Annotated in this window: 13 protein-coding genes; 10 read left to right on the top strand and 3 right to left on the bottom strand. The window is 66.4% G+C overall.

The annotated features are described in order from the left end of the window. Positions 1-3 precede the first annotated feature (3 nt). The gene (locus NA12_RS22670) at positions 4-1215 is read right to left on the bottom strand and encodes a hypothetical protein (protein ID WP_243654779.1); all 1212 of its coding nucleotides are present in this window, start codon (positions 1213-1215) and stop codon (positions 4-6) included. Positions 1216-1408: 193 nt separating this feature from the next. On the opposite strand from NA12_RS22670, the gene NA12_RS22665 reads away from it, so the two are divergent. Next, positions 1409-1984: a TerD family protein gene (locus tag NA12_RS22665; RefSeq protein ID WP_062990541.1), complete on the top strand. Its 576-nt coding sequence runs from the start codon at positions 1409-1411 to the stop codon at positions 1982-1984. Between the two features lie 69 nt (positions 1985-2053). Beyond that, entirely contained in the window at positions 2054-3163 is a 1110-nt protein-coding gene (locus tag NA12_RS22660) for a DUF475 domain-containing protein (RefSeq protein ID WP_067454868.1), read from the top strand. 60 nt (positions 3164-3223) lie between these two features. Here NA12_RS22660 and NA12_RS22655 read toward each other — a convergent pair whose 3' ends face one another. Beyond that, positions 3224-4600 carry a glycosyltransferase family 87 protein gene (locus tag NA12_RS22655; protein ID WP_132369736.1) on the bottom strand — a complete coding sequence of 459 codons (1377 nt, stop codon included), beginning with the start codon at positions 4598-4600 and terminating at the stop codon, positions 3224-3226. A 170-nt stretch (positions 4601-4770) separates the two neighbouring features. Between NA12_RS22655 and rpsF the strand changes: the two genes are divergently transcribed. The 5 genes from rpsF to dnaB all read left to right on the top strand — a co-directional run bounded on the left by rpsF (position 4771) and on the right by dnaB (position 8444). After that, positions 4771-5058, top strand: coding sequence for a 30S ribosomal protein S6 (gene rpsF / locus NA12_RS22650; RefSeq protein WP_056823926.1), 288 nt, complete (start codon positions 4771-4773; stop codon positions 5056-5058). A 90-nt stretch (positions 5059-5148) separates the two neighbouring features. Further along, positions 5149-5724: a single-stranded DNA-binding protein gene (locus NA12_RS22645; protein WP_067454864.1), complete on the top strand. Its 576-nt coding sequence runs from the start codon at positions 5149-5151 to the stop codon at positions 5722-5724. Positions 5725-5756: 32 nt separating this feature from the next. Beyond that, on the top strand, positions 5757-6008 hold the full coding sequence (gene rpsR, locus NA12_RS22640) for a 30S ribosomal protein S18 (protein ID WP_056823934.1): 252 nt from the start codon (positions 5757-5759) through the stop codon (positions 6006-6008). 17 nt (positions 6009-6025) lie between these two features. Next, a complete protein-coding gene (gene rplI / locus NA12_RS22635) occupies positions 6026-6478 on the top strand; it encodes a 50S ribosomal protein L9 (RefSeq protein ID WP_067454861.1) in 453 nt (150 codons plus the stop codon). A 583-nt stretch (positions 6479-7061) separates the two neighbouring features. Then, complete coding sequence (dnaB, locus tag NA12_RS22630; RefSeq protein WP_174551121.1) at positions 7062-8444, top strand: replicative DNA helicase; 1383 nt, start codon at positions 7062-7064, stop codon at positions 8442-8444. A 91-nt stretch (positions 8445-8535) separates the two neighbouring features. Here the strand turns inward: dnaB and NA12_RS22625 are convergent, their stop codons facing one another. Further along, positions 8536-9039, bottom strand: a complete 504-nt coding sequence (locus NA12_RS22625) for a hypothetical protein (RefSeq protein WP_132369737.1) — start codon at positions 9037-9039, stop codon at positions 8536-8538. A gap of 421 nt (positions 9040-9460) precedes the next feature. Between NA12_RS22625 and NA12_RS22620 the strand changes: the two genes are divergently transcribed. From NA12_RS22620 to NA12_RS22610, 3 genes are all read left to right on the top strand, one after another. Beyond that, positions 9461-9838 (top strand): hypothetical protein, encoded by a 378-nt coding sequence (locus tag NA12_RS22620; RefSeq protein WP_067455338.1) that lies wholly within the window; start codon positions 9461-9463, stop codon positions 9836-9838. Beyond that, on the top strand, positions 9835-10980 hold the full coding sequence (locus NA12_RS22615) for a cation:proton antiporter (RefSeq protein WP_067454855.1): 1146 nt from the start codon (positions 9835-9837) through the stop codon (positions 10978-10980). The genes NA12_RS22620 and NA12_RS22615 overlap by 4 nt, the downstream gene beginning before the upstream one ends. Positions 10981-11324: 344 nt before the next feature. Continuing rightward, the gene (locus NA12_RS22610; protein WP_067454853.1) at positions 11325-13034 is read left to right on the top strand and encodes a cutinase family protein; all 1710 of its coding nucleotides are present in this window, start codon (positions 11325-11327) and stop codon (positions 13032-13034) included. Positions 13035-13038 lie beyond the last annotated feature (4 nt).

Below are 13038 nucleotides of genomic sequence, written 5' to 3'. Positions count from 1 at the left end.
TTTCTACTTTTCGGATGCGTTTTTTCGGATGCGCTCGACCACACCGGTGATGAAGTCTGCGACGGTACCCAGCTCGGTAACATACGCCCAATAGTCTGGGTGGCGACCAGTCAGTCCAGCGGTGATGCGGTCGAGGCGTTCTGCTTGTGCATCGAGAACGGAGCCCCACTCGGCGACCAGTCCTCGGTCGACCGCGAGCATCTGCGCGTCCCGCAGCCGGAATCGTACGGTGCGGGCCTGAGCTTCGGGGTCGGTACGTACCTCACGCAACAAATCGAGGCGCCGGGTGACGGCGTCGACCAACTGCTCGGCCTCGGCGAGGTACGCGCGTGCGGTGGCGGTCAAGTCAAGGGCGGTCTCCGGATCACGATCGGCTGCCGCGACGCGCGCGCCGACCAGCGCTTCGTCGGCGGCGTCCATGCCACGACGGCTTTCCCGCTCATTGTTGGTCAAGTCCGCCGAACTCGCAGCGCTGAACTCACGCAGTAGCGCGGAGTAAGCCGGTCCGAGGGCACCGGCGCGGTTGCCGACGGCGGCGAGACGGGTGGTCACCGACGCGATCGCCTTCGCGGCGGCCGAGGCGCGAGAAGGGGCCTGCGCCAAGGCATTCGACAGTTCCGTCGTGGCCTGTGCCACGTTGTTCGCCGCCTCGCGCGCGGCCGCGACCGAGGTGCCGGGATCACTGGCGGAGGCTGTGATCAGAGCCTCATTCAGCCTCCTTGCGCCCGCGACGATCGAGGGGTAGCTCGCGAACCCGGACGACGCCGCGGCGGCCAGCGCCTGCTCGGCCTCGGCCCGCACGTGGGTCAGCAACTGCGGCACCGTCGCCCGCACGGTGGCGGCTTCGGCCAGGCCCGCGCGGTGCGTGTGGTAGAAGTCGTCGACCCCGCGTGCCGCCTCGTTCAGCTGCCGGACCAGCGCGTCCGCCCTGGCCGGACCGTCCGCGACCGGGGTGCCCGCGGCTTCGGCCGCGTCGAGCTCCTCGGTGAAGCTCAGGTACGCGCCCGCCGCGGCGTAGCACCGCGCGCGCACCGGCTCCCAGACAGTGCCGATCCGGCGGTCGGGGAAGACCTGCTCACTGGCCACCACGCCCGCCTCCGCCGCTGTCTGCCTGCGATCCATATCCAGGAAGGCGGCCGATGCCGCGGCCCGCGCCCCACTGATCCACTCATGATCCGCCGCCGATCTGAACCATCCGCGTCTGCGAGGTGTCACCGGCACATCCCCTTTCCGAACCGCGGTACGGTTCGCGCGCTCACTGCCGTCGATGGTAGGAGATTCACCCGGTTAACCTGGGCTGCAGCCGGTTCCTACGCAAGATCCGCGAAACCTATTACTGTCGTAGCGGTACCCGGCGATTCGGACATGCTGGGAAACGACACACCGGACTAATCGAAGGGATTCCCGCATGGGTGTCAGTCTGTCCAAGGGCGGCAACGTTTCGCTGAGCAAGGAGGCTCCGGGCCTGACCGCGGTCTCGGTCGGCCTCGGCTGGGACGTGCGCACTACCACCGGCACCGACTTCGACCTCGACGCGAGCGCCATCGCGACCGGCGCCGACAAGAAGGTCGTCTCCGACAAGCACTTCGTCTTCTTCAACAACCTGAAGTCCCCCGAGGGCGCCATCGAGCACAAGGGCGACAACACCACGGGTGAGGGCGAAGGCGACGACGAGGTCATCGACGTCGACCTCGCCAACACCCCGCCGACCATCGAGAGCATCTTCTTCCCGGTATCGATCTACGATGCCGAGACCCGCTCGCAGTCGTTCGGTCAGGTGCGCAACGCCTACATCCGCGTGGTCAACAAGGCCAACGGCACCGAGCTCGCCCGCTACGACCTGTCCGAGGACGCCTCGACCGAGACCGCCATGGTCTTCGGCGAGCTGTACCGCAACGGTGCAGAATGGAAGTTCCGCGCCGTCGGTCAGGGCTACGCCTCCGGCCTGTCCGGCATCGCTCGCGACTACGGCGTCAACGTCTAGTCATCCTCGCGAACAGGGGGCTCGACTCGTCGGGCCCCCTGTTCGCGCGAAACAGAAAGGTCCCTCCGCGTGATAACGCGCATCTTCGGCTTGTCCATCGCCCTCACGGTGGTCTCGCTGGTCGTGGCTTACCTCTACGGTGGCCTGACCGCACTCGCACTGTGCGCGATCCTCGGCATTCTCGAGGTGTCGCTGTCATTCGACAACGCTGTCATCAACGCCACCGTCCTGGAACGGATGAGCGAGTTCTGGCAGAAGATCTTCCTGACCATCGGCGTCCTGATCGCCGTGTTCGGTATGCGTCTGGTCTTCCCGCTGGCCATCGTGTGGGTCACCGCGGGACTGAACCCGGTCGAGGCCTTCGACCTGGCGCTGAACCCGCCGGCCGACGACGCCGCGTACTTCGCTGACGGCAGCCCGAGCTACGAGACCCTGCTCACCGACGCGCACCCGCAGATCGCGGCGTTCGGCGGCATGTTCCTGGCGCTGCTGTTCCTGAACTTCATCTTCGAGGAGCGTGACATCGTTTGGCTCGGCTGGCTGGAGAAGCCGCTGGCCAAGGCGGGCAAGCTCGACATGCTGTCGGTGGTCGTCGCCGGTACCGGTCTGGTGCTGGTCGCGGAGTTCCTCGCCGACGCCGAGGATCGCTCGACCGTGCTGGTCGCCGGTCTGCTCGGCATGATCGTCTACATCCTGGTCGACGGACTCGGTTCGATGTTCCACGTCGAGGAGTTCGAGGAGGGCGCCTCCGGTGGTCCCTCCACGCTGGTGAAGGCGACCGGTAAGGCCGCGTTCTTCCTGTTCCTGTACCTGGAAGTGCTCGACGCGTCGTTCTCCTTCGACGGCGTCATCGGCGCGTTCGCCATCACCTCCGACCCGATCATCATCGCGCTGGGCCTCGGCCTGATCGGTGCGATGTTCGTCCGGTCGATCACGGTGTACCTGGTTCGCCAGGGCACGCTGTCGGACTACGTGTACCTCGAGCACGGCGCGCACTGGGCGATCGGCGCGCTGGCGGCGATCCTGCTGATCTCGATCGGCGTGCACGTCAACGAGCTCATCACGGGTCTGGTCGGCGTGGCGTTCATCGGCGCGGCGCTCATCTCCAGCATCTTGCGCAACCGCAAGTCCGAGCCCGACGCTGTGGCGGACGCCAAGGAATCCGCTCCGGTGAGCTGATCCACGGCCGAACAGTCGCGGCGGCGGCGAGTCCCTTCCGGGATTCGCCGCCGTTGTCGTTCACGCGGGTTGCAATCGGCGGCCCGGTGCCGCGCTCGGTTCGAGGTGCCCGCCACGCACCCTCGCCCGGAGAAAGAGGAAGAACAGGGTGATCAACAGGGCGGTGCGCAACCACACGCCGAACTGGACGATCCCTTCCATCAGCTCCACGCCCTCGCCCTCGCCCATGGCGGCGAAGTACCGGAACACCCCGACGCCCACCGCCGCGTCGGCCACCAGGTAGGCGGCGACCAGCGACCATGGCACCTCGAGCAACACCAGGAACGGGATTATCCACAGGGTGTACTGGGGTGAGTGCACCTTGTGGAAGAGCATGAAGGCGGCCAGCATCGCCGCGCTCACGCCCACCCACGGGTAGGCCGAACTCGGAGTCCAGCGCCGCCAACCCAGCCACATGGCCAGCGCGAACCCGCCGAAGATCAGGGCGGGCGAGGCGATCGCGACGGCATCGTGCCAGGTCTGCGAGGTCTGCGCCGACCGGCCGAAGATCAACTGATGGCCCCAGTACCAGATCGAGTTGGTGGTGATGTCGGCCTGACGCAACTGCTGGAACGTGATCGACGCGCGCCAGCCCTCCACTCCGGCCAGCACGAACGGCAGATTCACCGCCGCCACCGTGCCCATCGCGGCCAGCAGGGTCTGCGCGGCCCCCGCCACGTCGAGTTCGCGCAGCGGGCGACGATCGCGCGGGGTGCCCTCGGTGAGCACGAACACCGCCAGCGGGAGCACGAAGATCCCCGGGTAGAGCTTCAGGCAGAACCCCAGCGCGAGCAGTACCGCGGCGGTGATTCCGCGTGTGCGCACCGACAGCCCCGTCCACATCGTCATCACGTAGACCGCCGCCACCGCCGTGCACACCACCGGCAGCTCCCAGTTGTGGAAGGCGTAGAACACCAGCGGCGGGCCGATCGCCCACAGCAACGCCGCCGGGCCCGCGAGTCTGGCCAGCATCCACGCCGTGAGCAGGGCGAACGGCGTGAGCAACAGCGCCGACTGCCACAGGAAGTCGGCGTCGTTGTCGGCCCCGATGGCGCCCACCCACATCAGTACGCCGCTGAGCACCGGGTATTCCACCGCACCGCCGGTCAGCGCGCCGTCTTCGGTGATCGCGCCGTTGATGTACGGAAAGACGTGATTGTCGATATCGCGGCCGAGCCACAGGAATTGGATATCGGAATAGCAGACATCCGAATCCTTGCGCTCGTCGAATACCAGACTGCGACCGGATTCATCGATCGCGCCGCCCGCGCACCGGGCTTTGTTGGCGTAGGCCAGCGCGAGAGTGAGGCCGCACAGCAGCATCACGAGGATGCTCAAGACCGCCGCCCACGTCGCGCCGCGTCGTGCTGCGCGCTGTCGCGGGCCTGCTGTGGTCATGGCGACCACATTATGCGGCAGCCTCACGATCACCCGGGTACACCCGCGGCGGGCATCGATTTCGCTGGTCACCACCCGCTCATGTAGCCTTGTCGGGTTGCTGACGCAACGAACCCTCCTGCCATGGAGAGTCCATGGCCGTTTCCTAGTCCACAGGAGGTGATTGGTCCGTGCGTCAATATGAAGTAATGGTCATCCTCGACCCGAGCCTGGACGAGCGCATCGTCGGGCAGTCCCTGGATACTCTGCTCACGGTCGTCAAGACCGAGGGCGGCAACGTCGACAAGGTCGACATCTGGGGCCGCCGCCGGCTCGCCTACGAAATCGCCAAGCAGGCCGAAGGCATTTACGCGATCGTCAACCTGACCGCGACCCCGGCCACCGTGAGCGAACTCGACCGCCAGCTGGGCCTGAACGAGACGGTGCTGCGCACCAAGGTTCTGCGCAACGACAAGTAGTCCGCACCCTTCTTCTCGTTTACGTCGGTGCCTATCTCTAGGCTCTAGCGCAACGAGCAGCGGACTGCACCCCGAGCAGGAGGAACCCCCATGGCAGGCGACACGGTCATTACCGTCATCGGAAACTTGACGGCAGACCCGGAGCTTCGTTTCACGCCCGCAGGCGCGGCGGTGGCTAATTTCACCGTCGCCTCGACTCCCCGTGTGTTCGATCGCAATTCGAACGAATGGAAAGACGGCGAGGCGCTGTTCCTGCGCTGCAACATCTGGCGTGAGGCAGCGGAGAACGTCGCCGAAAGTCTGACCCGAGGCGCTCGCGTCATCGTGAGTGGTCGGCTCAAGCAGCGCTCCTACGAAACCCGCGAGGGCGAGAAGCGCACTGTGGTCGAGCTCGAGGTCGACGAAGTCGGTCCCTCGCTGCGTTACGCGACGGCGAAGGTCTCCAAGGCCGGTCGCGGTGGCGGAGGCGGCGGTGGCGGCTTCAGCGGTGGTGGTTCCGGCAATGCCGGTGGTGGATCTAGCGCAGGCGGCTACAACGCCAACAATGGCGGCGGACGTCAGGCCGGCGGCAGCAATGCCGGTGGCGAAGACGATCCGTGGGGTAGCGCGCCCGCGGCCGGCTCCTTCGGGGGCGGCGGCCGCATGGATGACGAACCGCCGTTCTGATCGAACGGCACTCATAGTACGGAGAGAAAACCATGCCTAAAGCGCCCGCGCGCGAAAAGGTACTGAAGAAGAAGGCCTGTGCTTTCTGCAAGGAAGCAAAGTCCGGAATCGTCAATATCGATTACAAGGACACCACGCTGCTGCGTAAGTACGTCAGCGATCGCGGCAAGATCCGCGCTCGCCGCGTCACCGGCAACTGCGTGCAGCACCAGCGTGATATCGCTGTCGCCGTCAAGAACTCGCGTGAGGTGGCTCTGCTTCCTTACGTGTCGACCGCTCGCTGAGAAAGGGAGTCACACAGATGAAGCTCATCCTCACCGCTGATGTCGACAACCTCGGCGCCCCCGGCGACCTCGTCGAGGTCAAGGACGGCTACGGCCGTAACTTCCTGCTGCCCCGCGGTCTGGCCATCCCGGCCACCCGTGGCGCCCAGAAGCAGGTCGACGGAATCCGTCGCGCCCAGGACGCCCGCAAGGTGCGCGACCTGGATCACGCCAACGAGCTGAAGCAGGCCATCGAGGGCCTCGCCGCGGTCTCGCTGACCGTGAAGACCGCCGACAGCGGCAAGCTGTTCGGCTCGGTCACCACCACCGACGTGGCCTCGGCCATCAAGGCGGCCGGTGGCCCCGTGGTCGACAAGCGCAGCATCGAGCTGCCGAAGTCGCACATCAAGGCGACCGGCAAGCACGGCATCGTGGTGCACCTGCACCCCGATGTGGCCGCGAAGTTCAACCTCGAGGTTGCTGCGAACTGAGTTCGCCGGAAACCACCCCTGTGCGTGCATAGGGGTGGTTTCTGCTTGCCTTTTTCCCGACCCCTTGTGCGTTAACTGAACGGTAGCCGATTGCAAGGTCGGCACGGGGTGTGTTACGCGGCTCACGGTCGGTAATCGCTTGACCTCCGGTTATTCGCCCTGTGGATGACTGCGAAAACCGACCGGAAGATTTGTGACCTCGGTCATATTCGACACCATGGCTGTTAACCCAACACGCCCGGCTGTTCACCTCGGCCGACACGCGGAACTTCTTTCATCCACAGGGATGAAGTTGGACAAACCGGGTCCTATCAGGGCGTTTTTTCGTACTGACCTGGGTTTTCCCCATGTTTTCCACAGGCGGTGCACAACAACGGGTGAACTACCCCCAAGTTATCCACAGTTGTGTGCACAGGTCGGGTTGGCGAGTCCCGAAAACGTCACCTAGGTTCGTCCCATCGCCCTGCGCGTGGCCCCGGGAATCACGCAGGCAACCGATTGCTGACATCGGTGTCGGTGTCCGGGAGTACAACGAGAGCATCGATGTGAAATCCCGGTTCTGCGGGCAGAGAGGACTCCCCTGGTGACAACCACCGGTGACCGCGCGCAAACGGAATTCACGCCTGAACCCCCCGGCGAGGACTTCGGTCGGCAGCCCCCGCACGATATGGCCGCTGAGCAGTCCGTTCTCGGCGGCATGCTGCTGAGCAAGGACGCCATCGCCGATGTGGTGGAGGTGCTGCGCCCCGGCGATTTCTACCGCCCCGCGCACCAGGCCATCTACGACACGATCCTCGACCTCTACGGCCGCGGCGAACCCGCCGACCCCGTCACCGTCTCGGCGGGCCTCGACCGCCGCGGCGAACTCAAGCGCATCGGCGGCCCGCCCTACCTGGTCACCCTCACCCAGACCGTCCCCACCGCGGCCAACGCCGGTTTCTACGCCGAGATCGTCGCCGAGAAGGCCATCCTGCGCCGCCTCGTCGAAGCGGGCACCCGCATCGTCCAGTTCGGTTACGCGGGCGCCGACGGCCAAGACGTCGCCGAAGTGGTCGACCGCGCTCAAGCCGAGATCTACGAGGTCACCGAACGCCGCACCACCGAGGACTTCACCCCGCTGGAAGAACTCCTCCAGCCCACCATGGACGAAATCGACTCCATCGCCTCCCGCGGCGGCATCTCCCTCGGCGTGCCCACCGGCTTCACCGAACTCGACGAACTCACCAATGGTCTTCACCCAGGTCAGATGATTATCGTGGCCGCGCGCCCCGGCGTCGGCAAATCGACCCTGGGAATGGATTTCATGCGGAGTTGCTCGATCAAGCACGGCATGGCCAGCGTTATCTTCTCGCTGGAAATGAGCCGGACCGAGATCGTCATGCGCCTGCTCTCGGCCGAGGCGAAGATCAAGCTGGGCGATATGCGCTCCGGACGCATGAGCGATGACGACTGGACCAAACTGGCTCGCCGGATGAGCGAGATCAGTGAGGCGCCCTTGTTCGTCGACGATTCGCCCAACCTGACCATGATGGAGATTCGCGCCAAAGCTCGTCGTTTGAAGCAGCGCCACGACCTGAAACTCGTTGTGGTGGACTACCTGCAGCTGATGAGCTCGGGCAAGAAGGTCGAATCGCGTCAGCAGGAAGTCTCGGAATTCTCGCGTCATCTGAAGCTGCTGGCCAAGGAACTCGAGGTTCCGGTGATCGCGATCTCGCAGCTGAACCGTGGTCCCGAACAGCGAACCGACAAGCGGCCCATGGTGTCCGATTTGCGCGAATCTGGATCGCTCGAGCAGGATGCCGACATGGTCATTCTGCTCCACCGGCCGGATGCCATCGAACGCGACGACCCCCGTGGTGGCGAGGCCGATCTCATTGTCGGTAAGCACCGTAACGGCCCCACCGCCACGATCACCGTCGCCCATCAGCTGCATTTGAGCCGTTTCGTGGATATGGCCCGCGGCTGACCACTCTCGGCTCGGTCGACAGCGCGAGTTGGATACCCAGCCCTGGTCGAGGTTACTCCCATACATCGCGTTCGTCGTCGTCCATGTCGGGCTATCCCGCCAGCTTCCCGAAAGTCAGCGCGACGTCCCACGGCTGCGCACCCCACGTCTTGATTGCCGCTACCGCGAAGATTCCAGCCCCGGGCAGCGACTGCTCGGTCGCGGGTGCCGTCACTGTGGAGCCGCGCTGATCCTGGGGAGCGTCGGGCCAGATGCCGGTGCCACGCGGTGCGGGGGCGGCCTCGATCAGCGACACCGGACCGTCGCCCTGATCTACGACCGCGAAGAGGCAGTACGGCTCGGGAATCGCATCCCAGCCGCCCAACTCCACCACAAAGTACTCGCCACGTTCGACAGCCGACAGCGCCGCCGCTGACAGGAACTCTTTCAGATCGCCCCACGGGTTGGTTTCCGGAGGCACCGGATCACCGAGTTGGAAGACATTCGCTTCCACCTGCACCCGGTCCCCTTCACCGGCGGCGAACCGGTTCTGAACCACCAGCGTGCCGGTGTCCGCATTCAGATATGCGGCTTCGCGAAAACGATTGTCCGGCATCGGGGTTCGGCCAACCACCCCGCGACCCAGCATTCTGGACAGTCCGCCTGGATCCTCCACCGACCACAGCTGCGACCCCCGGTCGGTCCACGTTCGGATCAGTCCCCCCATAACCGGGCTCAGCATCGCTGTCGCCATCGTCGCCCCCGGTTCGATTCCCCGAAGCGCCTCATTCGTCATCATGTCGCTCCCATGCCCTCCGACACCGGGCACCGGCCCGGGGCCACCCACCACTGGGCAACACGCCAACCTAGCTGCCCCCGCGTGTAACCGTCGACACTTATCGACGCCCGGCACACGGACGTGCCGCGGGGTTCGATCTGGCGGTGCGGCCGTGGTGGATCGACCTCTGGTAGACGCGGGCGGTGACCTCCCGGGGAATCGGTGGGGTGCGGCGGATGATGGGTCGATGGCTGAACAGATTCTGCAGGTGAAGTGGAAGTCCACGCCGGAAGATCATGACTATCCCGCTGCCGCCGACTATCTCGAGCTGCTCGGCGACAAGGCGGTGGTCGATGCGATCGTGGCCGAGCTAAGGGCGGCGCCGGTGGTGGTGAAGAAGGCCAAAGACATTCTGCGCGCGTCGCAGCTCGAAGCCCTCACCCCGGACAATCCGCATGTGCGCAGGGACCTGCTCAAGGTGAACGAGGGGCGCAAGCTCTCGCCGATCCTGCTGGTGCGGGGTGACTGCCGGACGAACGTGCCGATGCTGATCGCCGACGGGTATCACCGGGTGTGCGCGCTGTACTGGGCCGATGAGAATGTCGAGATCCCCGCCAAGATCGCCGCGATGCCATGACGTTCGCAACCCTGGCGCTGGTGGTCGCGCTCGGGTTGATCGGGCCGCTGCTCGCCCTGCCGAGACAGCTGTACCTGCCGGTGCTGCTCGGTGAACTGCTCGCGGGAGTCATCTTCGGCAACACCGGTCTTCGCATTCTCGACCCCGCCGACCCGGTCTTCATGTTCCTCGCCGACATGGGCTTCGCGCTGGTGATGTTCGCCGCGGGAACCCATGTGCCGGTGCGTGATCCGCGGGTCAGGGGTGCGCTCGGGGTCGGCGTCGCGCGTGCCGTGCTGGTGGGTGTGGCGGCGGCGGTGGCGGGCTGGGCGATGGCACAGGTGTTCGGCGTGGGGCACGCGGCGGTCTACGCGGTGCTGATGGCGTCGTCGTCGGCGGCGATGGCGTTGCCGATCATCGACTCGATGCGGTTGAGCGGGCCGCCGGTGCTCGCGCTCACCGCCCAGGTGGCCATCGCCGACACTGCCTGCATCGTCGCGCTGCCGCTGGTGATCGACCCGGCGAACGCCGCGCGAGCCGCGATCGGCGCGGTGGTGGTGGCACTCTGCGCGACCGTGATGTTCTTCGTGCTGCGCTATCTCCAGCGGACGGGTGCGCAGCGGCAGGTGCACGAGGTTTCCGAGGATCGCAAGTTCACGCTGGAACTGCGGGTGAGTCTGGTCCTGGTGTTCGCGCTGTGCGGGGTTGCCAGTGCGATGCACGTCTCGATCATGCTCGGCGGGTTCGCGGCGGGGCTGGCGGTGGCGGGGGTCGGTGAACCGCGTCGGGTGGCCAAGCAGGTGTTCGCGATCAGCGATGGGTTGCTCGCTCCGCTGTTCTTCGTCTGGCTCGGCGCGCGGCTGGATCTGCGCGAGTTCGGGGAGCACCCGCGGTTCGTCCTGCTCGGGCTGGCACTCGGTGTCGGGGCCGTCGGCGTGCACTGCGCGGCGCGGCTGCTCGGCCAGCCGGTCGCCTACGGCGCGCTGGCCGCGGCACAGATCGGGGTGCCGGTCGCGGCGGTGACCGTCGGGAGTCAGCTGGGGGTGCTGGTGCCGGGTGAGGGCTCGGCGATCATGCTGGCGGCGCTGTGCACGATCGCCGCGGCGACGGTCGCGGCCGGACGACTCGCGGCGAAGGCAACCGAAACGCCGAGCGACTCGTGAGCCGCGCGTAGCGGTCGGCCGTTGTGGCGGGCTCACCGCAAATGGTGGCCGGCTGCCATGGCCGATACGACACCACGCCGAGCAACCTCCGACAGCGAGTGAGCATCGTCATGGCGGGCACCGCCCGCGTCGCTCGTGGCGACCTCGCCCGAGTCGTCCCGACGGCGCTCGCGGGCCCCGATCCGTCACCCTTCGGTGAGAGCGATTTCGCATGACCCAGGAAATAGGGGCAGGGTTTTCCCGTTTGCGTCAGTAACGATCTTGCTGGTGGCCACGACATTGTTCGTGACATGCGGCCCGTCGGGGGGCCTGCCCACCTGTAGGTCATTCGAACGGGATCACATATGAATCTGCGTGAGTTTCTTGCGAAACATCGCATTGCTTCGGCTGTCGCCGCGCCTGCGGCGTTGGGGGTCGCGGCGATCGTCGCGGCTTCGTTCGCGGTGACGTCACAGCAGCAGCCGTCATCGCCCAGTTACCAGCTGACGACCTCGGTGACGGAGTGCCGTGAGATGGTGACCATCTCGGTGGCGGGCCGCAACGACACCCCGGTCGAGGGCACCACGGCGATGCTGCTCGACGCCAACGGCAATCCACTACCCGCCGCGCTATCGGGCGACCACAGCAGTGTGTGGGTGGATCCGGTGGTCAACGCCCCGCGTGAGGCTGTCGCCGAGGGTGACTACGCGGCGGTGTACATCGCCTACCCGGCCGATCTGGCGAGCTACGAGGACGCGGTCAACCGCGGTGTCGAGAACACCCAGCAGGTGATGCGGGAGATCTCGGCGGCCTGCCCGGACACCAAGTTCTCCATCGTCGGCTACAGCGAGGGCGCCGATGTGGTGCGTCGCGTGGCCGAGGGCATCGGCAACGACGACCCCGCCGACGGGTACGCCACCGTGAACCCGGACGACGTGCTCGGCGTCGTGATGTTCGCCGATCCGGGCCGCAAGGCGGGCGACGGCACCTTCCTCGGCGCGAACGACCCGTTCGCGCGCCCCGACAACTTCGACCAGAAGTACCAGGACGGCAAGAAGGCGGTCTCGGGCCAGGGCGTCACCACGGGCGCCGGTTTCGGCGCGCTCGACGGCAAGATCGCCTCGTTCTGCTCCGAGGGCGACCTCACGTGCGCGGCACCGGACAACATCTCGCTGTTGCAGCTGGCCGCCAATGTGGGTCGGCAGATCAACATCGACGAGTTGCAGCGCGCCAACCTCGAGCGCGACGGCATCGCCGCGATCACCCCGGCGATGGGCCAGGACATGGCGTTCTCGCTGGGCCGGATCGCGATGGCCGCGTTCGCCGATATCGGGTCGAACCCGAACTGGATGGCCAGCGACGAGACCTTCCTCGACGTGCTGCTGAAGGTGTCCGACCCGGATTACAAGCCGGGACAGACCACCGCGCCCGCCAAGGCGGACGTGATCGCCGGTGAGAAGCTCTCGCCGCTGGCGTACCTGCCGCAGAAGATCTTCAACGAGATCGTCGGGCTGATCGTGACCAACCAGAACACGATTCCGGTGGTGATGAACGACCCGTACCAGCTGACCCTCGGCCCGAACGGCACCGGTCACCACTTCGACTACTGGCGTGACTCCGACGCCGCGAACGGCAAGCCGCTGACCTCGGCGGAGTACGCGGCAGCCTGGCTGACCAGCCTGGCCAAGCAGGCGCAGGCCGGCGAGACGGTGAACACCAAGGCCGCGCCGGACGACGCCTCGGTGACAGCCGCGCTGGCGGCTCCGACCAAGCCCGCGACGACCACCACCGCGCCGACCACGACGTCGAAGACCACCGCCAAGGCGACGACGACCACGCCGAAGCCGACCACCACGTCCAAGACCGGCACCAGCACCACGACAACCGCACCGGCGACGACCACGCCGGAACCGGCGACCAACCAGGCGGCCGCCCCGGCCCCGACCACCACGGTGGCGCCGACCACGACCGTGGCCCCCACCACGACCGTCGCCCCGACCACGACGGTGGCTCCCACCACCACGGTCGAGCCGACCACCACCGTTGCCCCGACCACCACCACGTCGGCCAACTAGACAC

It is taken from the genome of Nocardia alba NBRC 108234, assembly GCF_001612665.1.
Lineage (GTDB): Bacteria > Actinomycetota > Actinomycetes > Mycobacteriales > Mycobacteriaceae > Nocardia > Nocardia alba.
Note: the sequence above shows the minus strand (reverse complement) of the source record. Positions and strands in the feature narration are given on the sequence as shown.